Consider the following 25,935-nt stretch of genomic DNA (forward strand, 5'->3'; position numbering starts at 1 on the left):
TTTAGAGGGTTAAATTTACAAATTATTTCTATCATATGTAATAGACTGAAAATTATTTTATGCCATATGTTTTTCTGCTCGATACGAAGACCTTACTAGTGGCGAACTCTCAACGAATCGGAAACCCTTGCTCAATCCTATTTGCTTATATTTTTCAAATTGCTCTGGAGTAACAAACTCTTTAACTGGCAAATGCTTAGGAGTTGGCTGCAAGTATTGGCCAATGGTCATAATATCAACACCTACGGAACGTAAATCATCCATAGTTTGGATAACTTCATCTTCTGTCTCGCCTAAACCAAGCATTATTCCAGACTTAGTTCGCATTCCGCCTTCTTTCAATTGTTTCAGAACAGCAAGGCTTCTATCGTATTTAGCTTGAATTCTTACTTCTTTTGTAAGTCTTCTTACCGTTTCAATATTGTGAGAAACTATTTCAGGTGCTACATCTATAATGCGTTGAACCTGTTCTTCAATTCCTTTAAAATCAGGTATTAGTGTTTCCATTGTTGTGCCTGGGCTTTTTCTTCTTACTGCCTTTACAGTTTCCACCCAAATCAATGAGCCTCCATCAGGTAATTCATCTCTATCTACCGAAGTAATGACACAATGTTTTACTTCCATAAGACGAACAGATTCCGCAACTTTTTCAGGCTCCTCCCAATCTACTGGCAAAGGTCTGCCCGTTGCCACGGCACAAAAGCCACAAGAACGTGTGCATATATTCCCAAGAATCATGAAAGTAGCTGTACCTTCACCCCAACACTCTCCCATATTAGGACAGTTTCCGCTCTCACAAATAGTATGCAGTTTGTTATCAGAAACAAGCTTTCTTACATGTTTATAATTTTTGCCGGTAGGCAATTTTACTCTAAGCCATTTTGGCTTTCTTTGAATGTTTTGCTCACTCATTATATTTATTCGAAAAGATTAAGCTGATGTATTGATGTGTGTGAAGAATGGGAATAACATTCTCCATTTTTTATAATTAAGAGTTGTGGTGACTCATGAATAACATTAAAATCTTCTGCTATTTGATTTGACAAATCTCTGTATGATAATAAATCAAGTAAATAGACAGATACAGACTCTGCTTCATTAGATGATTCAAAACGAGATAACACCATTTTACTGATAGAACAACGAGTACTGTGCTTAAAAATATACTGGCTATTCTGAAAAGAATCTTGTTTTATGTTGTCCAGTTCAGACGATTGAGATAGGCTTATCCAATTCATTTAACTAATATCTTTTTGAGAGGTAGATACTTTGGAATAATTAGGACAAGGCTCAGTAACACCACAAGATGATAAGCAAAAAGTAATGGAAAAAAGCAGGAAAGAAACTAAAATAATCTTTTTCATAGATGCATAAAATTGTAATACTTTAACAAGTACAAATTTACACAATTTATTTTTGAAAACTAGTTCAATCCGCTATCTTTGAAAAGTGAATAATAAACCCGTACAAATAGAGTCAAGTTGGAAAGACATTCTTAATGATAGTTTTCAGTCTGAATCATTTATTAATCTTATAAAATTTCTCAAAGAAGAAAAGAAAAATCATGTCATTTACCCGGCTGGTAAACACATCTTTTCAGCATTTAATCTTTGCCCATTCGACAACGTTAATGTTGTGATAATTGGACAAGACCCTTATCACGGACCAAATCAAGCTAACGGCTTATGTTTTTCTGTTGCTGACGGAATAAAACCTCCACCATCTCTTCAAAATATCTTTAAAGAAATTAAACAAGATTTAGGCCTCGAAATCCCTTCGTCAGGTAATCTCGAGCATTGGGCTGAACAAGGAGTGCTAATGCTGAATGCTACACTTACAGTTAGAGCAAGACAAGCAGGGTCGCATCAAAAGAAAGGATGGGAAGAATTTACAGACGCCATTATTCGAATATTATCTGAAAAGAAAGAGAATCTTATTTTTTTACTTTGGGGGCGGTTTGCTCAAAATAAAGCACAACTGATAGATAGTGAAAAACATCATATCCTAACCGCAGCTCACCCCTCTCCATTCTCTGCGCATTCAGGTTTTTTTGGATGTAACCATTTTTCAAAAACCAACGAAATACTTAATCGTTTAGGTAAAAATCAAATTAAATGGGACAAATAATACTTTTCATCACTTTATTAGTTTCATTATCTACTAACGAAAGTATTATAGATAGAGTAAATAACTATTGCGAGAAAAAGAAAGGTCAAACATTCGACGAGATAATATATGTTTCTGTGAAAAATCAAAAAATGTATGTTATTTCTGAAAATTCGATTATAAAAACATACCCTGTCTCTACCGCCAAAAAAGGCATTGGTAATGTCAAGAATAGTGATATGACGCCACATGGGCTACATTATATTAGAGAGAAACATGGTGCAAAAACTCCACTAAATGGTAGAATGATTGGTAGGGTTTTTTATGGGCAAATAGCTACAATATATTCAGACACAACCACTTCAAAAACAGATGATATTACTACTAGAATATTATGGCTAAGTGGGTCTGAAAAAAACATCAACAAAGGAGGCAATGTAGATTCTTTTGAACGCTACATATACATACACGGCACCTCAGAAGAAGGTAAAATAGGAACACCTGCATCACATGGCTGTATTAGAATGCTTAATAAAGATGTCATAGAACTCTACTCTACTACAAAGATTGGAACAAAAGTTCTCATCTTAGATAATTAAGCTTAAATTAGCCACACTATTTATGGAATTTATAATAACAATAGCATTACTAATTATCGGCTTTGCTTGGATTGCTTACCAAAACAAATCCAAAGGATCGGATCTTGACAACTCTAAAAATGATGATTTAGTTCAGCAAATTATCAATTTAAAGTCTGAACTCAGCGCCAAAGAAGAACGTATCAAAATTTTAAATGAAAAAATTTTAGAAACTCAAGAATCGAAAGAAGAAACAGAAGAAAGACTAACTAAGGAGTTTGAAAATTTAGCTCACAAAATTCTAGATCTTAATTCTGAAAAATTTAAAAAACAAAATAAGGAACAAATTGACACCCTTCTTAACCCACTTAGCGAGCAAATAGAAAAATTTAAAAAGAAGGTTGAAGACACCAATGAGAAAGGTGTTGAAAGAAATGCAATGCTAATGCAAAAAATCAATAGCTTAGAATCATTGAATAACAAGCTAAGTCAGGATGCCTTGAACTTAACTAATGCTTTGAAAGGTGACTCCAAAACTCAAGGTGATTGGGGAGAAAACAGACTAGAGCTATTACTTGAAAAGTCAGGGTTATCCAATGGTGTTCACTTTAGCACTCAAGGTGGTTACAAAGATGACGAGGGCAAATTAAAAAAACCTGATTTTATCATCTACTTACCTGATAATAAACACCTTATTATCGATTCAAAAGTTTCTCTTACAGCTTATGTAGACTATTACAATGCTGAAGATGATATAACGGAACAGCAAGCCATAAAAAGACATTTAGACAGTATCAAAAGACACTATATGGAGTTAAGCGATAAAGATTATCCAAACCTTTACGGAATCAATGCTCCAGATCATGTATTGATGTTTATCCCCAATGAACCTGCTCTAATGTTAGCACTCAATGAGGATAAAAATCTTTACATAAATGCTCTTGAAAAAAATATTGTATTGGTATCAGCGTCTACTCTTTTAGCCACACTTAGTACTGTAGCTTCCATATGGAAACAAGAAGACCAAAAAAGAAACGCTTTGGAAATTGCTAAAGAAGGAGGCTTATTGTATGATAAATTCGAGGGCTTTGTTCAAGACCTCATAAAGGTAGGGAAAAGCTTAAAAAGCTCTAAAGACAGTTATGAAGACGCAATGAACAAGCTAACAGATGGTAGAGGTAATATCATCAAGAAAATAGAAAATTTAAAAGATTTGGGAGCTAAAACTAAAAAAAGTCTTCCGCAAAACATTATAGACCGAGCAAATAACGATGAAGATAACTAGATATGAAAATGCTATTTTTGGACTTCGCCCAATCATAGAAGCAATAACGGCTGGGCAAGAAATCGACACACTTTTCATACAAAAAGGATTGAAAGGAGATATCTTTCCAGAGCTTTGGGAATTAGTTAAAAAACACCGTGTAAATTACAAACATGTCCCAGTAGAAAAATTAAATCGTCTGACTCGCAAAAACCATCAAGGTGTATTTGCCTTTGTTTCACCGATTACTTTTCACAGAACTGAAAATGTAATACCACAACTTTTTGAAGAAGGCAAAGTGCCTTTATTTCTAGTTCTGGATAGAGTAACTGATGTAAGGAATTTTGGTGCCATTGTGAGAAGTGCCGAATGCTCCGGTGTTCATGCCATCATAGTTCCTGAACGTGGTAGCGCAGCTATTAATGGTGATGCTATGAAAACCTCTGCAGGTGCGCTGAGCAGCATACCTATTTGCAGAGAATTTAATCTGAAAGCTACTATAGACTTTTTAAAAAATAGTGGGATTCAAGTTGTAGCTTGTACAGAAAAGACTGAAGAGCTTATTTATAGCCCCGACTACACCTTACCTACTGCCATTATTATGGGTTCTGAAGAAGATGGCATTTCTGAAGAGTACCTTAAATTATGTACTCACAAAACAAAAATCCCTATGATGGGTACCATCGGTTCATTAAATGTCTCCGTTTCTGCTGGTGTAATATTATATGAGGCAGTAAGACAACGACAACAATGATTTTTAGCGACTTAGGATTCGAACCACAACTACAAGAAGGATTAGATATGATGGGTTTTGAAAAACCCACACCCATACAAGAACAAGCTATACCTGCTATTTTAAAAAATAAAGATATGATTGCCTGTGCTCAAACAGGAACAGGCAAAACAGCAGCTTTTGTATTACCAATCCTCAACAAACTTTGCAAAGGCAATACCGCTAAGATAAATACTATCATTGTATCGCCTACTCGAGAGTTGGCTTTGCAAATAGACCGTCAAATTGAAGGCTTTAGTTATTTTACTAATGCGTCATCATTCCCTATTTATGGAGGAGGTACAGGCTCAGATTTTGATGCTCAAAAAAATGCTATAAAAAATGGCTCTGATATTTTAGTATGTACTCCAGGTCGATTATTGGCACATATGAAATTCAATTATTTTGATGCTTCAGGCGTTAAACACTTTATATTGGACGAAGCGGACAGAATGTTAGATATGGGTTTTTACGATGACATTATGGATATCGCTAAAAAACTACCTAAGCAAAGACAAAACCTAATGTTTTCAGCCACTATGCCGCCAAAGATTAGAAAATTGGCAAGTGATATTTTAGTTAATCCAGTTAGTATTAGCTTAAGCATTTCTAAACCTGCAGCAGGAATCACACAACGAGCCTACATGGTTCATGACAGGCAAAAAATAGCTTTAACAAAAGAAATTCATAAAGATAAAGACTTGAATCATGTATTGATATTTTGCTCAACTAAAAAAAGTGTTAAGGAATTGACACGAAGTTTAGTAAAAGCTAAATTACCAGCACACGACATACATTCGGACTTAGACCAAGAAGAAAGAGAAAAAGTACTTTTAGACTTCAAGAATAAAAAAGTGAAAATCCTAGTCGCTACAGATATTCTTTCAAGAGGGATAGATATAAAAGGTATAGAGTTGGTAATTAATTATGAGGTGCCTAATGATGCTGAAGATTACGTTCATCGTATAGGCAGAACAGCAAGAGCCGACAGAAAAGGAGAAGCAATAACTTTTATTAATGGTGAGCAGTGTTTGAAGTTTAAACAAATAGAAGATCTGATAGAACGCACCCTAGACAAAACACCATTGCCAAACGGTTTTGAACCAGCACCCGCATACAACACAGATAAAAGAAGTGGTGGCAAAAAGAAGTTTAAAAATCGTCATTTTAAAAGCAAAAAACACTTTAAAAATAAGAAAAAGAAGTCTTAAGCCATTTTAGTTTAAAAGGATCAATTAGCATTTATTTACTGTTTTTACTATATTTGAGAGAACTTAAAACTTTAAAAACATGACTTCTAAATCTTTTATTCTATCTGCAATCGCAGGAACAATTACTTATTTTTTACTCGGCTGGTTATTTTACGGTATTCTTTTCACAGAAATTTATCCTAGTAAAGGCGAAAATGCAATCTCGTTTATTTTTATTGGTTGTTTTGTTTATGCTTTCCTTTACACCTACATCTATAAGCAATGGGCAAGTATAAGTACTTTAAAAGGTGGAGCTATTGCTGGGCTTATTTTAGGCTTCCTCAACAGTCTTAGCATGAACTTTTTTATGTATTCATCGAAAGCATTTAACCTAGAACACTTTTTTACTGACCTTGTTATTGGCAGTATCACTGCAGCTATTATGGGTGGAGTTATTGGCTATGTATTAGGAAAAACGAAGTAGCCAAAATCAAACTAATAAAAAAGCCCTCCTAAAATTTTAAGAGGGTTTTTTTAAAACTAAAAACCTATTACTTATTTTCTTGAACAGGAATTCTATTAATTAACATTAAGAAGATGACAACTATTGGTAAAAATGCAAGTAAAGCATAATAATACGCACATATATCATTAACTATCGGATCATTTAAAACAACTAATACACCTATGATATTTATTACGACTAAACATAGAAACAATTTGATAGTAAACAACTTAAACACCTTAGAACCGTCGTCGATTAATTTATTAGGAAAAGCTATTATAAGTTGAGGGAAAAATAAAGAAGCTATCATAAAATGAGAAAAATCTCCAGAAGAAGCATAAGAATATAACTCCGCAGTCACTACCATTAAAGAATAAAGTGTGTATCCTAATAAAAAGAAAAAACGTTTCTTTTTAAGCACACCAAAAGCAGTTAGAAGAACAGGTATTATAGGTAAAAAAGTAGCGACAGACTCCATGTATTCAAAAGTTGGTAAATAAATTCAACCATTAACATAAAAACAACACTCAACATTATTGAGTATCCCTAAAAGTATAATTCCTATCACTATCATATAACAATATGCTATTTGATAGAATTATGAAGTAGTAAATAATAGCAGCCACAATAAAAAAGCTATGAAATAAAATTCCAAAATTATTGATTAGAGGATTGTTATACACTACAAATATTCCAACTGTATTTGTAAAAAAAATAACACACATGATTTTAATATAAAAGACTTGAATACGCGAGACCCATCAAAACGTAAAATAGTAGGGTAAGAAACAATCAATTGTATAAAAAAAGAATTGATATTATAACATGCATAAAATCATTTTCTAAACAGTAAAATAAATATTCAGAAACTATAATAAAAAAAGCGAAAATAGTATACCCTATTAAAAAGAAAACTCTACTCTTAGTAATAAGACCATAAAGGGTGAAAAACACAGGAATGAAAGTCAGAAATACTATTAAATTTTCTAATATATTTTCCAACTCGTTAATAGTTTGTTTAAATATAAGAAAATAAACCTGTATTTTGACTAACTAACAGAAATAGTATTTGCTACTTGTTTTGCTCTTTCTACCAAACTATCAGTGTTTTCATTCACTCCATAACTCAAAGCTACTGCCATCCTTCTGTACGGACGAGAAGTGGGTTTTCCAAAAATCTTAAAATCTGAATTTGAAAAAAGTGACGCTTGTTCTAGGCCTGAGAAAATGGGTAAGGAAGTATTATCCTTATCAGCTAATATAACAGCGCTAGCACCATTTTTTAATAACGTAATTTCTTTAACCGGAATTCCTAAAATAGCTCTAGCATGTAACTCAAATTCAGAGAAATTTTGAGTATTAGCTAATGTAACCATTCCTGTATCGTGTGGGCGAGGTGATAACTCAGAAAAATAAACTCCACTCTTTCCAATAAAAAATTCAACACCCCAAATTCCTGAACCTTTTAAAGATGTAGTCACTTTTTGGGCCATTTCTTGTGCTTCAGATAAGTGAGCATCGCTCATAGCCATAGGTTGCCAACTTTCTTGATAGTCGCCTCTTTCTTGTCTATGTCCTATTGGAGGACAAAATAAGGTATTGCCATTATTCTGAGTGAGGGTTAGTAACGTAATTTCAAAATCGAAATCAATAAATTCTTCAACAATAACTTCTTTCAAGTCACCCCTTGAACCCTCCATAGCATAATCCCAAGCTGTTTGGATATCAGCTTCTGTCTTTATAACAGATTGACCTTTACCCGAGCTAGACATCAAAGGCTTTACTACACATGGCATACCACATATCTCAACACCTGCCTTAAGCTCTTCATAGCTAGTAGCATAGCGATATTGAGCTGTTTTAACACCAAGTTCTATAGCCGCTAAATCTCTGATTGCCTTTCTATTCATGGTGAAGTTAGCCGCCTTGGCAGATGGTATTACTTTGAAGCCTTGTTTTTCATATTCGTAAAATCGTTCGGTACGAATTGACTCTACTTCAGGCACTATTAAATCAGGTTGGTGTTTTTCTACTAAAGCATCAAGAGCATCACCATCAAGCATATCAATAATTTCGTATTCGTGAGCTACCTGCATAGCAGGAGCATTTTCATAGTTATCGACTGCGATAATGTATTGACCAAGACGTTGCAAGGCTATGACTAATTCTTTACCCAACTCACCTGAACCTAAAAGTAAAATCTTGTTTCTCATAAAGCATTATTTATCTTTTGTTGTGCCATTTGTATAATTTCATCAGGCATTTGCATAGCAGGTGCGTGATGAGGCTTTACTCGTGCATCGATTATTGGTATTCTGCAAGACCAGTGTTTGTTTTGTGTAGCTTCTTCTAATCCAAAAATGTCCTCAGCTGGATTAGATCTAGTAAAAGTAATCCACAACCAATTACTAATGTTTGCTGCAACAAAAGCTGAATCATCCACTAAAGTTATTAATGCAATGCCTTCCAAATTCAATGACTCTAATTGATCCTTTACTGATTGGATATCATTAGCTTCAACTATGAGAACAGCTGGCATAACTAATTTTGGCTTCAAATTACTTGGAATAGATAAAGCTGTTAAATCAGAACATAAATCTCTCTTCTTCTGTCCTACTGCAGCACAAACAACTTTGGATCCTTCATTAATTTCTCCAGTACTACTATAGTCTAAAGTGTCCATAGTAGTCTTGGTTTGAAAATGTAAATCTCTGCTCCAATCAACTCTTGAAAATAAGTGTTGAAAGAAATCGTATTCGTTCTGAACATCTAAATTAGCATCGTCTTCTTGAGCTACAATAAATAAATATTTGGCTAAACTTAATTGTCCTTTGCCCAAGATATGGTTTGCAATGGTTAGCAACTCTTGAGGTCTTCTAATCTTTTGATATGGAGTATAACGTTCACTGCCAATAGCCAATAGCAAAGGGTGAACACCAGCTTCGTCAACAGCGTTTACCGCTTTTAATCCCGGTATCTCGGTAGGAATTATTCCGTCTGTAATATCATGTATTAATGCACCAAACTGACTATCTTCTTGTGGTGGTCTTCCGACAACGGTAAATGGCCAAATAGCATCTTTTTTAGCATAAACCTTGTGAACCCTCATAACTGGAAAATCGTGAGTCAAGCTGTAATACCCAAGGTGATCACCAAAAGGACCTTCGGGCTTAACATCGCCAGCATTTATTTCTCCACAAATAACAAAATCTGCGTCATTGGACAAGGTATAACCATCTCTAATCGTGTATCTAAAGTTTCTTCCGCTCATTATTCCAGCAAAAGTCATTTCACTCATACCCTCTGGCAATGGCATTACAGCGGCTAAACTATGTGCAGGAGGTCCTCCTATGAAAATACTCACTTTAAGAGGCTGTCCCTTTGCATTTGCTTTGGATTGGTGTACACCAATACCTCGATGTATTTGATAGTGTAAGCCTATCTCTTTATTCTTAACGTAATCATTTCCGCCAAGTTGAATTCGATACATTCCAAGATTAGAATTCATTATCCCTGGCTTGTCGATATCTTCCGAATATACTTGTGGCAAAGTGACGAATGCACCGCCATCCATAGGCCAACATTTTATTTGAGGGATATCTTCAATTTGGATTTCTTCAAAATTATGTGACCACTTTTTTAATGGCAAAGCATAAGGTGCTTGCACAACAGAATCTAATAAAGCCAATGGCGTTTTGAAAAAGTTTGTAGGATTAGCTTTTAGTGAAACTAGACCTTTGACAGCTTTTAATGAATTTCGAAAAATAAATTGACTTTGTTCTAAAGTGGCAAATAAGTTAGAAACAGCAGAATATCGACTACCCTTTACATTTTCAAATAACACTGCTTTTTTGTGATTTTTAAATACCAACTGATGAATAGCTGACATTTCTAAATTAGGGTCTACCTCCTCTTTTATACGGATGAGCATACCCCTTTTCTCTAAGTCTAAAACACAATCGTTTATTGATTTGTATGCCATGGTACAAAAATAAAAAAAGGTCGCCTTATTTGACGACCTTTTTTAATAGTTATTATTAATCAATTTTTAACGCTTATCAATAGAAACATAATCTCTTGAGGTATAACCAGTATATACTTGACGAGGTCGGCCTATAGGCTCGTTGTTTTCTCTCATTTCTTTCCATTGCGCTATCCAACCTGGAAGCCTTCCAATAGCAAACATTACAGTAAACATATCAGTAGGAATTCCTAAAGCACGGTATATAATTCCCGAATAGAAATCTACGTTAGGGTAAAGCCCTCTAGCAACAAAATATTCATCGTTTAAGGCTATTTCTTCTAATTTTTTAGCGATATCTAACACAGGATCATCAACACCTAATTCTTTTAAGACATCATCGGCAGCCTTCTTAATGATAGTTGCTCTAGGGTCAAAGTTTTTGTAAACTCTATGACCAAATCCCATTAATCGGAAAGAATCAGATTTGTCCTTAGCTCTAGCAACGTATTTCTCTACATCTCCACCATCTTTCTTTATATCTTCTAGCATTTCTATCACAGCTTGATTGGCTCCACCATGTAGCGGGCCCCAAAGGGCTGCAATACCTGCTGATACGGATGTGTATAAACTTGCGTGCGATGAACCAACAATTCTAACAGTTGATGCAGAACAGTTTTGTTCGTGGTCAGCATGTAAAATCAAAAGTTTATCTAAGGCCTTAGCTACTACTGGATTGATTTTATACTCCTCAGTAGGTAAAGCAAACATCATTCTCAAGAAGTTAGAACAATAATCCAAGCTGTTATTTGGATATACAACTGGTTGACGCATTCTGTTTTTATAACTCCATGCTGCTAATGTTGGTAATTTAGCCAACAAACGAATTATAGTACCGTTTACTTCACTAGCCGATCGATTTGGATCTAATGACATAGGGTAAAAAGCCGTTAAAGAAGAAACTAAAGAAGATAAAACTCCCATTGGATGTGATTTAGATGGAAAACCATCTAAGATTGATTTTACATCCTCATGCACTAATGTATGACTCGTTATTTCTGATTTAAACGACTCTAATTGCTCAGCTGTAGGCAATTCACCATAAATAAGTAGATAAGACACTTCAACAAAGCTAGATTTATCTGCTAACTCTTCAATGGAATAACCACGGTATTTTAATATACCCTCTTCCCCATTAAGAAAAGTAATTGCACTTTCAGTAGAGCCTGTATTTTTAAATCCTTTATCCAAAGTTATAAGACCAGACTCACCTCTAAGTCTACTAATATCTAAGGCTTTTTCTTGTTGGGTACCTTCTACAACTGGTATTTGGTACACATTTCCTTTGTAATGTAATTCGGCTTTTTCTGACATATATTATTTATTTTAAAAACTTAAATGACTTACCTAAATATTTAGCTTCTTCACCCAATACTTCTTCTATTCTCAACAACTGATTGTATTTTGCCATCCTATCTGAACGAGATGCAGAACCAGTTTTTATTTGCCCTGTACTCAATGCAACTGCTAAATCAGCAATTGTAGTGTCTTCTGTTTCTCCTGAACGGTGACTCATAACAGAAGTATATGAATTAGTTTGTGCCATTTGAACGGCTTCAATTGTTTCTGTTAAGGTTCCAATCTGATTGACTTTAACAAGGATTGAATTTGCAATACCATTTTCAATTCCTTTAGATAATCGATTTACATTAGTCACAAACAAATCATCACCAACCAATTGTACTTTATCGCCAATAGCGTCAGTCAATTCTTTCCAACCGTCCCAATCATCTTCATCCAAACCATCTTCAATGGAAAGGATAGGGTATTTTTCAGACCACTCTTTCCAATAGCTTACCATCTCAGATGGTGTTAATTTATCTCCTGTGGATTGATGGAAATGATACACATTCTCTTCAGCATTATAAAACTCTGAGGCAGCTGCATCCATAGCTATATACATATCGTCTCCAGGTTTATAACCCGCTTTCTCTATAGCAGTCAAAACAGTTTCTACAGCTTCAACATTAGATCCTAAGTTTGGAGCAAATCCACCTTCGTCACCAACATTAGTAGAGAACCCTTTAGATTTGAGTACTTCTTTCAAATTATGAAACACTTCTGTACCCATTCTCAAAGCTTCACTAAAAGAATTAGCTCCAACAGGCATCACCATAAATTCTTGAAAGTCTATGCTGTTATCGGCATGAGATCCTCCGTTTAAAATATTCATCATTGGAATCGGTAATGTTCTAGCATTCATTCCGCCGATGTAATTGAAAAGCAATTGACCACTTTCTTGGGCTGCTGCTTTGGCTACAGCCATAGAAACAGCAAGCATAGCGTTAGCTCCTAAATTAGCCTTATTTTCTGTTCCATCTAAACGAATCATTGCCGCATCAATTGAGGCTTGATCACTAACATACATTCCGTTTAACTCTTCAGCAATGGCTGTATTTACATTATTAACGGCTTTTAATACACCTTTACCTACATAAACCCCTTTGTCACCATCTCTAAGCTCTACAGCCTCGTGCTTACCTGTTGATGCTCCAGATGGAACTGCAGCTCTACCCATTACACCATTTTCTGTTATTACATCTGCTTCAACAGTTGGATTTCCTCTTGAATCTAAAATTTGTCTTGCATTTATTGCAACTATTCTACTCATTATTTTTTGTGTTCTTGTATAAGGTTAATAAAGTGGTCAAACAAATATCTTGAGTCATGTGGACCAGGCGATGATTCAGGGTGATATTGAACAGAAAAAGCGTTTTTATCATTAACTTTAATGCCTTCAACTGTTTTATCATTTAAATTGATGTGAGTTGCTTCTACGTTAGGATGTTTTTCTACATCTTCAGCCTTTATCCCAAATCCATGATTTTGAGATGTAACCTCGCATTTTCCTGAAGCTAAATTTTGAACAGGATGATTAATTCCTCGATGACCATTGTGCATTTTGTAGGTAGAAATACCTTCAGAAATTGCTAAAGCTTGATGACCTAAGCAAATACCAAAAACAGGGTACATTGTTTTAGTAATCTTTTTAACGTTTTCTATTACTTCTGGCATAACAGAAGGGTCACCCGGTCCATTGGATAAGAAATAGCCATCTGGATTCCAAGATTCTAATTCCTCAAATGGAGCGTTATAAGGGAATACTTTCATATAGCATCCTCTGTCAGATAAGCATCTCAAAATATTTCTTTTAACACCAAAGTCAAGTACTGCTACTTTAAATTTAGCGTTTTCTTCTCCAAAGAAATAAGGAGAAGTGGTAGAAACTTTATCGCACAACTGCAATCCTTCCATTGAAGGCACTTGATTTAATTTTTCCTTGAGAACGTCTATGTCTGTGGTTTCAGATGAAATAATGCCGTTCATAGCACCTTTATCACGAATGTGTCTTACTAATGCTCTAGTGTCAACATCTGAAATTGCTACCATCTCTTCAGATTCATAATAATCCTGAATTGATTCCTTTGCGTCTGGTCTTGAATAACTAATATTGTAGTTTTTACATATCAGTCCAGAAATTTTCATTTTATCCGATTCTACTTCTTCAGCATGAATACCATAATTACCAATATGAGCATTTGTGGTAAGCATTATTTGCCCAAAATAAGATGGGTCTGTAAAAATTTCTTGATATCCTGTCATACCAGTATTAAAGCAAATCTCACCGGTAGCAGTTCCGGTCATACCAGCAGACTTTCCATAAAATACTGTTCCATCTTCTAGTAGTAGAACAGCATCTGATTTACTTTTGTATTTCATTTTCATAAAAAAATAAAAAAAAAAGGGATAAAACGCTAACGCCTATCCCTTGATTTAATATTTAAGACAGATATGTGAGCTTACTCACTCTTTGTCTCATTATCTTTGGCGTTGTTTTCTTCTTTAGTTTCTTCCTTATCTTCGGGAGCCTCTGTAGATTCTGCTGTTGCTTCAACAGCAACATCAGTAGCAGGTGTTTCCTCAACTACCTCTTCAGCTTTTGTTTCAGATACTGCTTCTTCAACAACTACAGCCTCTTCAATTGCAGGTGTAGCAGTCTTTTTAGCACCGCCTGAACGTCTTGTAGACTTAGCCATTTTCTTTGGTTTATCCGTTGTATAAGTATCGTTGTAATCAACAAGTTCTATTAAACACATTTCAGCGTTATCACCTAAACGATTTCCTGTTCTTAAAATTCTAGTGTAACCACCGTCTCTAGTAGCTACTTTAGAAGCAACGTCACCAAACAGTTCTGTTACAACTTCTTTTTGTCTAAGATGACTAAATACAATTCTTCTAGAATGAGTAGTATCTGTTTTAGACTTTGTGATTAAAGGCTCAACAAATTTTCTAAGCGCTTTAGCTTTTGCAACAGTAGTTTTAATACGCTTGTGTTCGATTAATGAACAAGCCATATTTGATAGCATAGCCTTTCTATGCGCTGTTTTTCTACCTAAATGGTTAAATTTCTTTCCGTGTCTCATTTTTACTATTCCTTATCTAAATTAAATTTAGCTACATCCATTCCAAAGTTCAACCCTTTAACAAGAACCATTTCTTCTAATTCAGTCAATGATTTTTTGCCAAAGTTTCTAAACTTCAATAGATCAGACTTATTGAAAGATACTAATTCTCCTAAAGTTTCTACTTCAGCAGTTTTCAAGCAATTTAATGCTCTAACTGATAATTCTAGATCAGTTAATTTTGTTTTTAATAATTGACGCATGTGTAATGTATCTTCATCAAACTCATGCGTACTGTCCGCCTCAGTTTGTTCAAAAGTAACATTTTCGTCAGCGAACAACATAAAGTGTTGGATTAAGATTTTAGCAGCCTCTGTAAGTGCATCTTTAGGATGGATAGAACCATCTGTAGAGATTTCAAAAACTAATTTTTCATAATCTGTTTTTTGCTCGACACGGAAGTTTTCAACTCCAAATTTTACATTTTTAATAGGAGTAAAAATTGAATCTATAAAAATTGTTCCTAGAGGAGCAGTAACTTTTTTGTTTTCTTCTGAAGGAATGTAACCTCTACCTTTTTCAATGGTAAGTTCCATTTCAATCTCAACTGATTTATCTAAATTACAGATTACTAAATCAGGATTAAGAATCTGAAAAGAAGTTAAACTCTTTCCTATATCACCTGCAGTAAGCTGTTCTTTACCACCAATTTTAACTTGGACTTTTTCAGAGTTATCATCTTCAATTTGTTGCTTAAGGCGAATTTGTTTTAGATTAAGAATAATTTCTGTAACATCTTCTACAACACCTTTGATTGATGAAAACTCGTGCTCTACACCTTCAATTTTGATTGATGTGATAGCGAATCCTTCCAAAGAAGAAAGTAGTACTCTTCTTAGAGCATTTCCAATAGTTAAACCGTATCCTGGTTCTAGTGGTCTGAATTCGAAGTTACCATGAAAGTCTGTCGACTCTATCATGTAAACTTTGTCTGGTCTTTGAAAATCTAATATTGACATATCAATAGGGTGATTTAGTTATTATTTAGAATATAATTCAACGATTAATTGTTCTTTGATGTTTTCAGCAATTTGCTCTCTTTGTGGAATAGCTACTAGCTTACCAGACATAATGTCCGGATTCCATTCTACATACTCACAACTTTCAGTTGAATTAATTAAGGAGCTTGTTATTACCTCCAATGATTTTGATTTCTCACGCACAGCGATAATATCGCCGACATTTACAGAATATGAAGGAATATTCATTATTCTTCCATTAACAGTAATGTGTCTGTGCGTAACTAATTGTCTTGATGCTCTACGAGTAGGTGCAATTCCTAATCTGTAAACTATATTGTCTAAACGAGCTTCACAAAGCTGTAAAAGGATTTCACCGGTAATACCTTTTCTTCTAGAAGCTTCTTTAAATAAGTTAGAAAATTGCTTTTCTAAGATACCGTAGGTATACTTAGCTTTTTGCTTTTCAGCTAACTGCCCAGCATATTCTGATTTCTTAGATCTTCTGTTATTTCCGTGTTGTCCTGGACCATAGTTTTTTCTTTCTAAAGCCTTATCAGGACCGAAAATCGGTTCGTTAAATCGTCTTGCAATTTTTGATTGTGGACCTCTGTATCTTGCCATTTCTTATTTGTTTATCTTATTTTCTTTTAAAAAAAAATTATACTCTACGTCTTTTAGGAGGACGACAGCCATTATGTGGTATTGGAGTAATATCTACTATTTCAGTAACGACAATACCGTTATTGTGTAACGTTCTTATCGCCGACTCTCTACCTGAACCTGGCCCTTTAACGAATACTTTGACTTTTCTTAGTCCTGCTTCGTGTGCTCTTGCTGCGCAATCTTCAGCAGCTGTTTGAGCAGCATATGGAGTATTTTTCTTAGAACCTCTAAAACCCATTTTTCCTGCTGATGACCAAGAAATTACTTGTCCTTGGTTATTAGTCAAAGAAATAATGATATTGTTGAAGGTAGCTTGGATGTGTGCTTGTCCTACTGCCTCAACCTTAACGGTTCTTTTTTTCTGATTTGATTTAGCCATATCTCAGTTTTTATTATTTAGTAGCTTTCTTCTTGTTAGCAACTGTTTTTCTTCTTCCTTTACGAGTTCTGGAATTATTCTTAGTACGCTGACCTCTAAGCGGTAAACCTACACGATGACGAATACCACGGTTACAACCGATATCCATCAATCGCTTGATATTCATTTGTGTTTCAGAACGCAACTCACCTTCAACTTTGACATCATCACCAATGATTTGACGAATGTCAGAAAGTTGTTTATCGTTCCAATCCTGAACTTTTACGCTGTGGTCAATCCCAGCTTTATCTAAGATGTTCTTAGCGACACTTGATCCTATACCGTAGATGTATGTAAGACCTATTACGCCTCTTTTGTTTTTTGGTAAATCGATACCTGCAATTCTAGCCATTTACTATTTTTTAAAATTAACCTTGACGTTGTTTAAACTTAGGATTCTTTTTATTAATTACATATAAGCGTCCTTTTCTTCGAACGATTTTGCAATCTTCACTTCTCTTTTTTAATGATGCTCTAACTTTCATTTTCTTAGTATCTGTAAGTTATTCTTCCTTTTGTTAAATCGTATGGCGACATTTCTAATTTTACTTTATCCCCAGGCAATAGTTTGATGTAAAATTTTCTCATTTTTCCTGAAATATGAGCTGTTATGATGTGCCCATTTTCTAGCTCTACTCTAAACATTGCGTTAGAGAGTGCTTGAGTAATTACTCCATCTTGTTCTATGTGTGCCTGTTTGGCCATATTTACTTTTTATTCAATTCTTTTTCTATCCATTCAAAACTTGATAAGATATCAGCTTTTCCTTGTCTTACAACAATGGTGTGCTCAAAATGTGCTGAAGGTTTGTTATCAGCGGTTGTAATTGTCCATCCGTCAGAATGCTGACGAATATTTTTTACTCCCATATTAATCATTGGCTCAATAGCTATGACTAATCCATTTTGTAACTTCGGACCATGTCCTCTTTTACCATAATTTGGCACTTCTGGGCTCTCATGTAAATGTTCACCCACACCATGACCAACTAATTCTCGTACAACTCCGTAATTATGAGATTCTGCATGTTGTTGAACAGCATAACTTATATCTCCAACTCGGTTTCCTACAATAGCTTGTTCAATTCCTTTGTACAAACTTTCTTTGGTCACATCTAAAAGCTTTTGGGTTTCTGCATCTATATTACCAATAGGGTAAGTAAAAGCAGAGTCACCATAAAAACCATTCATCAAAACGCCACAGTCTACCGAAAGTATCGATCCTTCTACAAGAGGTTCGTTGTTCGGAACACCATGCACCACTTGACTGTCTGGTGACATACACAATGAATTTGGAAACCCATTGTATCCTTTAAAAGCTGGTACGCCTCCGTTGTCTCGTATGTACTCTTCAGCACGTTGATCTAATTGGAGAGTGTTAACTCCCGGTTCAATCATTTTGGCAACTTCAGCGTGTGCCTTTGCAACAAGTAAAGAACTTTTTCTTATCAATTCAACTTCTTCGTCGGTCTTAATAAAAATCATCGAATCCGTTTTATTGTCCCATCATTCCTGATGACTTTCCTTTTATCCTTCCTGTACTTGTTAATCCATCATAATGACGCATTAATAAGTGACTTTCAATTTGTTGTAGTGTATCCAACACTACACCTACCATAATTAATAAAGATGTTCCTCCGTAAAATTGAGCAAAACCTTGATTAACTCCAAATTGCATAGCGAATGCGGGAAGAATAGCCACAAATGCTAAGAATAAAGAACCTGGTAGAGTGATTTTTGACATTGCATCATCAAGGAACTCAGCAGTCTTACGACCTGGCTTAACTCCTGGAATGAAACCGCCATTTTTCTTCATATCATCTGCCATTTGCTTTGGATTAACTGTAATAGCAGTATAAAAGTATGTAAATATTACAATCATCAAAAAGAATACTAAGTTGTACCAGAATCCAGCAAAATCTGTAAATGCTGCTGCAAACCCTTGTAAAGTTTCTGATTCTGAAAATCCAACTAAAGTTATCGGCACAAACATAATTGCTTGTGCAAAGATAATTGGCATTACACCTGATGCGTTAACTTTTAATGGAATATACTGACGTACACCTCCATATTGCTTGTTACCTACTACTCTTTTAGCAAAGTTAACTGGAATTCTTCTTGTTCCCTGTACTAGTAATATACTTACTAATATAACAAGCATAAGAGCTAATATTTCAACTAAGAATATCACTAAACCGCCGCCTTGACTTTCTAAAGCAGCTGCAAATTCGGCAAACAATGATCCTGGTAAAGCAGCGATAATACCAATCATAATGATTAAAGATATACCGTTTCCAATACCTCTGTCGGTAATTTTTTCACCTAACCACATTACAAACATAGTACCTGTAACTAATACAAGTATAGACATTATTGTAAACATGAAAGATGCTTCGTTATTAGCAAATACATATCCAAAAGTACCATCTGCAAGTTCGATAGGTTTATTCAACCACTGACTTTTAAGATTCGCAATGAATCCAGGTGCTTGAAAACCTGTGATTAGTATTGTTAAATAACGAGTGATGTTATTTATTTTTCTTCTTCCGCTTTCTCCTTCTCTTTGTAGTTTCTGGAAATATGGAACAGCTATACCCATCAATTGAATAACAATCGATGCTGAAATGTATGGCATTATACCTAGAGCAAAAATAGAAGCTTGTGCGAATGCTCCACCCGTAAACAAGTTTAATAATCCTAATAATCCATCAGGACCACCACTAGCTTGATTGGCAGCAGCAAGTACGCTAGCATCAATACCTGGCAATGGAACCTGTGCTCCTAGACGATATATAAGAATGAAACCTAAAGTCACTAGGATTCTAGTTCTCAATTCTTCTATCTTCCAAATATTTTTTAATGTAGTGATTAGATTCTTCATAATTGTATTTTACAGTGTGGTAGCTGTACCACCAGCAGATTCAATAGCAGATTTAGCAGTTGCCGAAAAGCTATGAACAGTTACATTCAGCTTAGCTTTAAGTTCACCTCTTCCTAAGATTTTCACAAGGTCGTTTTTGTGTGCCAATCCGTTAGAGATAAGAACTTCTAAATCTATTGAGTCTTTTACTTTCTTATTATCAACTAAAGTTTGAAGGGTATGTAAATTTACACCTCTAAACTCTTTTCTATTAGGGTTAGTGAATCCAAATTTAGGGACTCTCCTTTGAAGTGGCATTTGACCACCTTCAAAACCTACTTTTCTAGAATATCCAGAACGTGATTTAGCTCCTTTGTGACCTCTTGTAGAAGTGCCACCTTTTTTAGAACCTTCACCTCTTGCGATTCTTTTTCTATTTTTTACTGATCCTTTTGCAGGAGTAAGATTACTTAAATCCATCTTTAATTTATTTTACTTCTTCGACCTTCAAAAGGTGCGCTACTTTTTTTACCATACCTAACACTTGAGGAGTTGCCTCATGCTCAATTGTTTGGTTCATTTTTTTCAACCCTAAAGCTAACATTGTTCGCTTTTGTCTTTCAGGTCTGCCTATTTTACTTTTTACTTGCGTAACTCTGATTTTAGCCATCAGTATAATTTTTATCCGTTAAAAACTGTTTCTAAGTTAACTCCTCTTTGTGAAGCAACTTGTTTAGCATCTCTTAGTTCAGTTAAAGCTTTCATTGTTGCTTTAACTAAGTTGTGAGGGTTTGACGAGCCTTTTGATTTCGCTAGTACATCATGAACACCAGCACTCTCCAATACAGCACGCATTGCACCTCCGGCCTTAACACCAGTACCATTTGATGCTGGTTTGATAAGGACTTGAGAGCCCGAATATTTAGCCTCTTGCTCGTGTGGTATTGTACCGTGTTGAACAGGTACTTTAACCAAATTTTTCTTAGCAGAATCAATCGCTTTACTGATGGCCACAGTAACCTCTTGAGATTTTCCTAAACCATGACCAACAATACCATTACCGTCACCTACAACAACAATTGCAGAAAAACTAAATGTACGACCACCTTTAGTTACCTTAGTTACACGTTGTATTCCAACGAGTCTATCCGTTAACTCAATGTCGCTTGCTTTTACTCTTTTAATGTCTGACATATATTATTTCTTAAAATTTTAATCCTGATTCACGAGCACCTTCTGCTAAAGCCTTAACTCTACCATGGTAAAGGTAGCCACCTCTATCAAAAACAACTTTTGATACACCAGCAGCAATACATTTTTCAGCAATAGCCTTACCTACAGCACCCGCTTGTTCAATTTTTGTTCCTTTAATGTCTTTAGAAGAAGCTGCTGCAATAGTTTTACCATCAATATCATTGATTAGCTGCACGTAGATTTCTTTATTACTTCTGAAAACGGCAAGCCTTGGCATTTCTGGTGTTCCAGAAATAGCAGCTCTTACTCTTGTTCTAATTTTATTTCTTCTTGATTCTTTTGAAAACGCCATGTTTCTATAAACTTTTTAATTTTTATTTAGCAGCAGTTTTACCAGCTTTTCTTCTTAATTGCTCACCTACATATTTTATTCCTTTTCCTTTGTAAGGCTCAGGCTTTCTTAGGGAACGAATTTTGGCAGCAACAGCTCCTAATAATTGGTTATCCATAGAAGTTAATGTGATGATTGGATTTTTACCTTTTTCTGAAAGTGTTACTACTTTTACTTCTGTAGGTATTTCAAATATAACATTGTGTGAAAACCCTAAGGCTAACTCTAATTTTTGCCCTGAGTTACTTGCACGGTATCCTACCCCAACTAACTCTAATTCTTTTTTGAAACCTTCATTAACTCCAATAATCATATTGTTTAGTAAAGATCTTGTAAGTCCATGAAAAGATTTGTGTTCTTTACTATTAGAAGGACGTTCAACGGCAACAGAATTTTCTTCAACTTTCATGGTCAAATCTGCATGAAAAGTTTTTGATAATTCACCAAGTTTACCCTTAACAAGAACTGAATTGTTATCTCCTACAGTAATAGTTACTCCTTGAGGTAATTCGATTGGGTTATTTCCTATTCTAGACATTTCTTATCTTAATTATTCTGTTATTAATAAACGTAGCACAATACTTCGCCACCAACATTTAAATTCTTAGCTTCTTTATCAGTAATAACACCTTTTGAAGTTGAAAGAATTGCAATACCTAAACCATTAAGAACTCTAGGCATAGTCGCTTTATTAGCATATTTTCTTAAACCAGGCTTACTGATTCGTTCAATTTTCTTAAACGCAGGAGTAGAACCGTTATATTTTAAGGCTATTTTAATCATACCTTGTTTGTTATCTTCTTCAAACTTATAGTTTAAAATATAACCTTTGTCTTTTAAGATCTTTGTCATTTCCTTCTTTGTATTCGAAGAAGGAATCATAACAACTTTGTGTCCTGCTTTTGCTGCGTTTCTAATACGCGTCAAATAATCTGCTATTGGGTCTGTGTACATTTTTTAATTTTCTCTAATTACCAACTTGCTTTTTTAACTCCTGGTATAAGGCCTTGATTAGCCATTTCTCTAAAGGTTACCCTAGAGATACCAAACTGACGCATATATCCTTTTGGACGACCAGTTAGTTTACATCTATTATGCAAACGTACAGGAGAAGCGTTTTTAGGAAGCTTTTGTAAAGCCTCATAGTCACCTGCTGCTTTTAAAGCTGCTCTTTTTTCTGCGTATTTTTCGACAAGTTTTTGACGCTTAACCTCTCTTGCCTTCATTGATTCTTTAGCCATAACTTATTTTTTAAATGGTAAACCAAATTCTGTTAATAGACTCTTTGCTTCTTCATCCGTAGGTGCCGATGTTACAAATGTAATATCCATACCCGTAATTTTATTCACTTTATCGATGTCGATTTCTGGAAATATAATTTGCTCTTTAATTCCCAAATTATAATTTCCTCGTCCATCAAATCCAGTTGGATTAATACCTCTAAAATCACGTACTCTAGGAAGAGAAGATGTAATAAAACGATCTAAAAATTCATACATTTTATCACCTCTTAATGTTACACGAGCACCGATAGGCATTCCCTTTCTTAATTTAAAGTTAGAGATATCCTTTTTAGATTTCGTTGAAACTGCTTTCTGACCAGTGATTAAAGTCATCTCATCACAAGCATGCTCAACCATTTTCTTATCAGTAACAGCGTCACCTAAACCTTGATTTAAACAAATCTTTTGGAGCTTTGGCACTTGCATTATTGACTTGTAAGAGTACTTTTCTTGTAGCCTTGCTACAATTTCCTCTGAATATTTTGTTTTTAATCTAGGTGTATACATTACTTAATTACCTCCCCTGATTTTTTAGAATAACGTGTTAATTTTCCTGTTTTATCATCCATCTTTCTACCTACTCGAGTTGCATCTCCCGATTTAGGATCAACAAGCATAAGGTTAGAAATATGAATAGAAGCCTCTTTCTTGATAATTCCACCTTGTGGACTTGCAGCGTTGGGCTTCGTATGTTTAGATACCATATTTACTCCTTCAACTAGTGCTCTAGACTTAGAAATAATTACTTCTATTACTTTTCCCTCTTGACCTTTTGAGTTTCCAGCAATAACCTTTACAGTATCTCCTTTTTTTATGTGTAACTTCGACATAATACTATTTATATTAAAGCACCTCAGGTGCTAATGATACAATTTTCATGAATTGTTTATCTCTCAATTCTCTTGAAACAGGCCCGAAAATACGAGTACCTCTCATCTCTCCTGTTGGGTTCAATAATACACACGCATTGTCATCAAAACGTATGTATGAACCGTCTGGTCGACGTGTTTCTTTTCTTGTTCTAACGACAACGGCCTTAGCTACTGTTCCTTTTTTGATATTTCCTGAAGGAATAGCATCTTTTACTGTGACTACAATAGTATCACCAATAGAAGCATATCTTCTTTTTGTGCCACCAAGAACTTTAATACAAAGAACTTCTTTGGCTCCGGAGTTATCGGCTACTTTTAATCTACTTTCTTGTTGTATCATCTTATTTAGCTCTTTCTATAATTTCAACTAATCTCCAACATTTGTTCTTACTGATTGGACGAGTTTCCATAATTTTAACGGTATCACCACTATTACAGTCATTTTTTTCGTCATGAGCAGTAAACTTACTAGTCTTCATAACAAACTTTCCATATAGTGGGTGTTTTTCTTTTCTTACAACAGAAACAACTATGGACTTATCCATTTTGTTACTTGTTACAACACCGATTCTTTCTTTTCTTAGGTTTCTCATTTCGTTCCTAATTTTGTGCTTCAATTAATTCTCTAGATCTCAATTCTGTATTAATTCTAGCTATTGTTTTCCTAGCGAAAGTAAGTTGCTTAGGATTCTCTAATGGAGATACCATATGGTTTACTTTCATTTTTTCTAAACGAGCTTGCTCTGTTTCAAGAAGAGCTTCAAGCTCATTAGTTGCCATTTCTTTGATAACTGACTGTTTCATAATTCTATACTATTAAGCCTCAACGTAGTCTCTACGAACGACAAATTTTGTTTTAATTGGTAACTTTTGAGCTGCTAAACGCAGTGCTTCTTGTGCTACTTCTTTAGAAACACCGTCGCATTCAAAAAGCATTCTACCGGGTCTGACAACTGCAGCCCAATATTCAGGAGCACCTTTACCTTTACCCATTCTTACTTCGGCAGGTTTAGATGTAACAGGTTTATCTGGAAAAATGCGTATCCATACTTGCCCCTGTCTTTTCATATAACGAGTTACCGCAATACGAGCAGCTTCAATCTGACGAGCAGTAATCCAGGTTTCTTCTAATGCTTTTATTCCGAAAGAACCAAAAGATAATTGGCTACCTCTTTGGGCATAACCTTTCATTTTGCCCTTTTGCATTTTTCTAAACTTTGTCTTCTTTGGCTGTAACATATCTTTATTACGCTTTTATCTTAACTAATTACTTTCTTTTTCTTTTAAACTTACCTCCGCCTTTTGGTCCGTTAGGCTTATTGCCTAAACCAACATTTGGTGATAAATCACGTGCACCATATACTTCACCTTTACAAATCCACACCTTAACACCAATTCTTCCATAGGTGGTGTGAGCTTCTTCCAAAGCATAATCTATATCAGCTCTGAAAGTATGTAGTGGAGTTCTTCCATCTTTAAAGAGTTCAGAACGTGCCATCTCAGCACCATTCAAACGGCCAGAGATTTTAACTTTAATTCCTTCAGCACCCATTCTCATAGTACTAGCAATAGCCATCTTAATAGCACGACGGAAAGAAATTCTGCCTTCAATTTGACGTGCAATACTAGCAGCAACAAGATTGGCATCTAACTCAGGACGTTTTACTTCAAAGATGTTGATTTGAACTTCTTTCTTAGTAATTTTCTTAAGTTCTTCTCTTAATTTGTCAACTTCTTGGCCACCCTTTCCGATAATAATACCTGGTCTTGCAGTATGAATAGTAATGGTTACCATCTTAAGAGTTCTTTCAATGACAACTCTTGCTACACTTGCATTAGAAAGCCTAACACCAATGTATTGACGTATTTTACTGTCTTCAGCAATTTTGTCACCATAATTTCTTCCACCATACCAGTTAGAATCCCATCCTTTGATGTATCCTAATCTATTACCTATTGGATTTGTTTTTTGTCCCATTATGAATCTTGGTTTTCTTGTGTTCTACTACCTAATACAATTGTTACATGATTAGATCTTTTTCTAATTCTGTGAGCTCTACCTTGAGGAGCTGGTTGAACGCGTTTAAGCATTCTTCCACTATCCACAGTGATTTCTTTTACATATATATTACTATCCTCAATTTTAGAACCTTCATTTTTAGATTCCCAATTTGCAATAGCAGAAAGTAATAATTTCTCTAACCTACCTGATGCTTCTTTCGAATTAAACTTCAAAATATTGAGTGCTTTCTCAACATCTAAGCCTCTGATAATATCGGCTACTAATCTCATTTTTCTTGGAGATGTAGGACAATTGTTAAGTTTTGCAAAGGCTATATTTTTACGAGCCTCTTTTAATGCTTCAGCAGTATTTCTTTTTCTAACTCCCATTTG

General features: G+C 34.9%; 39 protein-coding genes. 6 read left to right on the forward strand and 33 right to left on the reverse strand.

Going from position 1 to position 25,935, the window contains the following annotated elements; translation table 11 throughout:
- Positions 1-57: 57 nt before the first annotated feature.
- Genes lipA through P8I29_03990 form a run of 3 tightly spaced genes read right to left on the reverse strand, consistent with a single transcriptional unit; the run spans position 58 to position 1,364 of the window.
- Positions 58-912: a lipoyl synthase gene (gene lipA / locus P8I29_03980; protein MDG1916958.1), complete on the reverse strand. Its 855-nt coding sequence runs from the start codon at positions 910-912 to the stop codon at positions 58-60.
- Between the two features lie 5 nt (positions 913-917).
- Positions 918-1,238: a bacillithiol system redox-active protein YtxJ gene (gene ytxJ, locus P8I29_03985; GenBank protein ID MDG1916959.1), complete on the reverse strand. Its 321-nt coding sequence runs from the start codon at positions 1,236-1,238 to the stop codon at positions 918-920.
- Complete coding sequence (locus tag P8I29_03990) at positions 1,239-1,364, reverse strand: hypothetical protein (GenBank protein MDG1916960.1); 126 nt, start codon at positions 1,362-1,364, stop codon at positions 1,239-1,241.
- Between the two features lie 85 nt (positions 1,365-1,449).
- On the opposite strand from P8I29_03990, the gene ung reads away from it, so the two are divergent.
- The 6 genes from ung to P8I29_04020 all read left to right on the forward strand — a co-directional run bounded on the left by ung (position 1,450) and on the right by P8I29_04020 (position 6,394).
- The gene (ung, locus tag P8I29_03995; GenBank protein ID MDG1916961.1) at positions 1,450-2,127 is read left to right on the forward strand and encodes a uracil-DNA glycosylase; all 678 of its coding nucleotides are present in this window, start codon (positions 1,450-1,452) and stop codon (positions 2,125-2,127) included.
- Positions 2,115-2,705, forward strand: coding sequence for a L,D-transpeptidase (locus P8I29_04000; protein MDG1916962.1), 591 nt, complete (start codon positions 2,115-2,117; stop codon positions 2,703-2,705). Before ung ends, P8I29_04000 begins: the two co-directional genes overlap by 13 nt.
- Positions 2,706-2,727: 22 nt before the next feature.
- Positions 2,728-3,969 (forward strand): DNA recombination protein RmuC, encoded by a 1,242-nt coding sequence (gene rmuC / locus P8I29_04005; protein ID MDG1916963.1) that lies wholly within the window; start codon positions 2,728-2,730, stop codon positions 3,967-3,969.
- The gene (gene rlmB / locus P8I29_04010) at positions 3,956-4,702 is read left to right on the forward strand and encodes a 23S rRNA (guanosine(2251)-2'-O)-methyltransferase RlmB (protein ID MDG1916964.1); all 747 of its coding nucleotides are present in this window, start codon (positions 3,956-3,958) and stop codon (positions 4,700-4,702) included. Before rmuC ends, rlmB begins: the two co-directional genes overlap by 14 nt.
- Entirely contained in the window at positions 4,699-5,931 is a 1,233-nt protein-coding gene (locus tag P8I29_04015) for a DEAD/DEAH box helicase (GenBank protein ID MDG1916965.1), read from the forward strand. Before rlmB ends, P8I29_04015 begins: the two co-directional genes overlap by 4 nt.
- A gap of 79 nt (positions 5,932-6,010) precedes the next feature.
- The gene (locus P8I29_04020; GenBank protein ID MDG1916966.1) at positions 6,011-6,394 is read left to right on the forward strand and encodes a hypothetical protein; all 384 of its coding nucleotides are present in this window, start codon (positions 6,011-6,013) and stop codon (positions 6,392-6,394) included.
- Positions 6,395-6,461: 67 nt separating this feature from the next.
- Here P8I29_04020 and P8I29_04025 read toward each other — a convergent pair whose 3' ends face one another.
- The 30 genes from P8I29_04025 to rplV all read right to left on the reverse strand — a co-directional run bounded on the left by P8I29_04025 (position 6,462) and on the right by rplV (position 25,932).
- Positions 6,462-6,893: a hypothetical protein gene (locus tag P8I29_04025; GenBank protein ID MDG1916967.1), complete on the reverse strand. Its 432-nt coding sequence runs from the start codon at positions 6,891-6,893 to the stop codon at positions 6,462-6,464.
- A gap of 571 nt (positions 6,894-7,464) precedes the next feature.
- Positions 7,465-8,628 carry a formate-dependent phosphoribosylglycinamide formyltransferase gene (gene purT, locus P8I29_04030; protein MDG1916968.1) on the reverse strand — a complete coding sequence of 388 codons (1,164 nt, stop codon included), beginning with the start codon at positions 8,626-8,628 and terminating at the stop codon, positions 7,465-7,467.
- Positions 8,625-10,397, reverse strand: coding sequence for a UbiD family decarboxylase (locus tag P8I29_04035; protein ID MDG1916969.1), 1,773 nt, complete (start codon positions 10,395-10,397; stop codon positions 8,625-8,627). The genes purT and P8I29_04035 overlap by 4 nt, the downstream gene beginning before the upstream one ends.
- A 66-nt stretch (positions 10,398-10,463) precedes the next feature.
- On the reverse strand, positions 10,464-11,750 hold the full coding sequence (locus P8I29_04040) for a citrate synthase (protein MDG1916970.1): 1,287 nt from the start codon (positions 11,748-11,750) through the stop codon (positions 10,464-10,466).
- Between the two features lie 7 nt (positions 11,751-11,757).
- The gene (gene eno, locus P8I29_04045) at positions 11,758-13,047 is read right to left on the reverse strand and encodes a phosphopyruvate hydratase (GenBank protein ID MDG1916971.1); all 1,290 of its coding nucleotides are present in this window, start codon (positions 13,045-13,047) and stop codon (positions 11,758-11,760) included.
- Positions 13,047-14,156, reverse strand: coding sequence for a glutamine-hydrolyzing carbamoyl-phosphate synthase small subunit (gene carA / locus P8I29_04050; protein ID MDG1916972.1), 1,110 nt, complete (start codon positions 14,154-14,156; stop codon positions 13,047-13,049). The genes eno and carA overlap by 1 nt, the downstream gene beginning before the upstream one ends.
- An 80-nt stretch (positions 14,157-14,236) precedes the next feature.
- A complete protein-coding gene (rplQ, locus tag P8I29_04055; protein MDG1916973.1) occupies positions 14,237-14,860 on the reverse strand; it encodes a 50S ribosomal protein L17 in 624 nt (207 codons plus the stop codon).
- 5 nt (positions 14,861-14,865) lie between these two features.
- Positions 14,866-15,858 carry a DNA-directed RNA polymerase subunit alpha gene (locus tag P8I29_04060; protein MDG1916974.1) on the reverse strand — a complete coding sequence of 331 codons (993 nt, stop codon included), beginning with the start codon at positions 15,856-15,858 and terminating at the stop codon, positions 14,866-14,868.
- Between the two features lie 21 nt (positions 15,859-15,879).
- Positions 15,880-16,482: a 30S ribosomal protein S4 gene (rpsD, locus tag P8I29_04065; GenBank protein ID MDG1916975.1), complete on the reverse strand. Its 603-nt coding sequence runs from the start codon at positions 16,480-16,482 to the stop codon at positions 15,880-15,882.
- Positions 16,483-16,519: 37 nt separating this feature from the next.
- Entirely contained in the window at positions 16,520-16,903 is a 384-nt protein-coding gene (gene rpsK, locus P8I29_04070) for a 30S ribosomal protein S11 (protein MDG1916976.1), read from the reverse strand.
- 13 nt (positions 16,904-16,916) lie between these two features.
- On the reverse strand, positions 16,917-17,294 hold the full coding sequence (gene rpsM, locus P8I29_04075) for a 30S ribosomal protein S13 (GenBank protein MDG1916977.1): 378 nt from the start codon (positions 17,292-17,294) through the stop codon (positions 16,917-16,919).
- 16 nt (positions 17,295-17,310) lie between these two features.
- Positions 17,311-17,427 carry a type B 50S ribosomal protein L36 gene (gene ykgO, locus P8I29_04080; protein ID MDG1916978.1) on the reverse strand — a complete coding sequence of 39 codons (117 nt, stop codon included), beginning with the start codon at positions 17,425-17,427 and terminating at the stop codon, positions 17,311-17,313.
- A 4-nt stretch (positions 17,428-17,431) separates the two neighbouring features.
- On the reverse strand, positions 17,432-17,647 hold the full coding sequence (gene infA, locus P8I29_04085) for a translation initiation factor IF-1 (GenBank protein MDG1916979.1): 216 nt from the start codon (positions 17,645-17,647) through the stop codon (positions 17,432-17,434).
- A gap of 2 nt (positions 17,648-17,649) precedes the next feature.
- Entirely contained in the window at positions 17,650-18,426 is a 777-nt protein-coding gene (map, locus tag P8I29_04090) for a type I methionyl aminopeptidase (protein ID MDG1916980.1), read from the reverse strand.
- Between the two features lie 10 nt (positions 18,427-18,436).
- Positions 18,437-19,822 (reverse strand): preprotein translocase subunit SecY, encoded by a 1,386-nt coding sequence (gene secY, locus P8I29_04095; GenBank protein ID MDG1916981.1) that lies wholly within the window; start codon positions 19,820-19,822, stop codon positions 18,437-18,439.
- A 9-nt stretch (positions 19,823-19,831) separates the two neighbouring features.
- Positions 19,832-20,281, reverse strand: coding sequence for a 50S ribosomal protein L15 (gene rplO, locus P8I29_04100; GenBank protein MDG1916982.1), 450 nt, complete (start codon positions 20,279-20,281; stop codon positions 19,832-19,834).
- 7 nt (positions 20,282-20,288) lie between these two features.
- Positions 20,289-20,471 carry a 50S ribosomal protein L30 gene (gene rpmD, locus P8I29_04105; protein ID MDG1916983.1) on the reverse strand — a complete coding sequence of 61 codons (183 nt, stop codon included), beginning with the start codon at positions 20,469-20,471 and terminating at the stop codon, positions 20,289-20,291.
- 11 nt (positions 20,472-20,482) lie between these two features.
- On the reverse strand, positions 20,483-20,995 hold the full coding sequence (gene rpsE / locus P8I29_04110) for a 30S ribosomal protein S5 (GenBank protein ID MDG1916984.1): 513 nt from the start codon (positions 20,993-20,995) through the stop codon (positions 20,483-20,485).
- 10 nt (positions 20,996-21,005) lie between these two features.
- Positions 21,006-21,347 (reverse strand): 50S ribosomal protein L18, encoded by a 342-nt coding sequence (gene rplR / locus P8I29_04115; GenBank protein MDG1916985.1) that lies wholly within the window; start codon positions 21,345-21,347, stop codon positions 21,006-21,008.
- A gap of 22 nt (positions 21,348-21,369) precedes the next feature.
- Positions 21,370-21,924, reverse strand: a complete 555-nt coding sequence (rplF, locus tag P8I29_04120) for a 50S ribosomal protein L6 (GenBank protein ID MDG1916986.1) — start codon at positions 21,922-21,924, stop codon at positions 21,370-21,372.
- Positions 21,925-21,947: 23 nt separating this feature from the next.
- Positions 21,948-22,340 carry a 30S ribosomal protein S8 gene (gene rpsH, locus P8I29_04125; protein MDG1916987.1) on the reverse strand — a complete coding sequence of 131 codons (393 nt, stop codon included), beginning with the start codon at positions 22,338-22,340 and terminating at the stop codon, positions 21,948-21,950.
- Between the two features lie 17 nt (positions 22,341-22,357).
- The gene (rpsN, locus tag P8I29_04130) at positions 22,358-22,627 is read right to left on the reverse strand and encodes a 30S ribosomal protein S14 (protein ID MDG1916988.1); all 270 of its coding nucleotides are present in this window, start codon (positions 22,625-22,627) and stop codon (positions 22,358-22,360) included.
- A 3-nt stretch (positions 22,628-22,630) separates the two neighbouring features.
- Positions 22,631-23,176 (reverse strand): 50S ribosomal protein L5, encoded by a 546-nt coding sequence (rplE, locus tag P8I29_04135; GenBank protein MDG1916989.1) that lies wholly within the window; start codon positions 23,174-23,176, stop codon positions 22,631-22,633.
- Positions 23,176-23,499, reverse strand: coding sequence for a 50S ribosomal protein L24 (gene rplX / locus P8I29_04140; GenBank protein MDG1916990.1), 324 nt, complete (start codon positions 23,497-23,499; stop codon positions 23,176-23,178). The genes rplE and rplX overlap by 1 nt, the downstream gene beginning before the upstream one ends.
- A gap of 13 nt (positions 23,500-23,512) precedes the next feature.
- Entirely contained in the window at positions 23,513-23,881 is a 369-nt protein-coding gene (gene rplN, locus P8I29_04145) for a 50S ribosomal protein L14 (protein MDG1916991.1), read from the reverse strand.
- Position 23,882: 1 nt separating this feature from the next.
- Positions 23,883-24,134 carry a 30S ribosomal protein S17 gene (gene rpsQ, locus P8I29_04150; GenBank protein ID MDG1916992.1) on the reverse strand — a complete coding sequence of 84 codons (252 nt, stop codon included), beginning with the start codon at positions 24,132-24,134 and terminating at the stop codon, positions 23,883-23,885.
- A gap of 7 nt (positions 24,135-24,141) precedes the next feature.
- The gene (gene rpmC / locus P8I29_04155) at positions 24,142-24,345 is read right to left on the reverse strand and encodes a 50S ribosomal protein L29 (GenBank protein ID MDG1916993.1); all 204 of its coding nucleotides are present in this window, start codon (positions 24,343-24,345) and stop codon (positions 24,142-24,144) included.
- Positions 24,346-24,357: 12 nt separating this feature from the next.
- Positions 24,358-24,780: a 50S ribosomal protein L16 gene (gene rplP / locus P8I29_04160; GenBank protein MDG1916994.1), complete on the reverse strand. Its 423-nt coding sequence runs from the start codon at positions 24,778-24,780 to the stop codon at positions 24,358-24,360.
- A gap of 28 nt (positions 24,781-24,808) precedes the next feature.
- Positions 24,809-25,519: a 30S ribosomal protein S3 gene (rpsC, locus tag P8I29_04165; GenBank protein ID MDG1916995.1), complete on the reverse strand. Its 711-nt coding sequence runs from the start codon at positions 25,517-25,519 to the stop codon at positions 24,809-24,811.
- A complete protein-coding gene (gene rplV / locus P8I29_04170) occupies positions 25,519-25,932 on the reverse strand; it encodes a 50S ribosomal protein L22 (GenBank protein MDG1916996.1) in 414 nt (137 codons plus the stop codon). Before rplV ends, rpsC begins: the two co-directional genes overlap by 1 nt.
- Positions 25,933-25,935: the final 3 nt, after the last annotated feature.

Source organism: Flavobacteriales bacterium (assembly GCA_029248105.1).
In the GTDB taxonomy this organism is placed as follows: domain Bacteria; phylum Bacteroidota; class Bacteroidia; order Flavobacteriales; family UBA7312; genus UBA8444.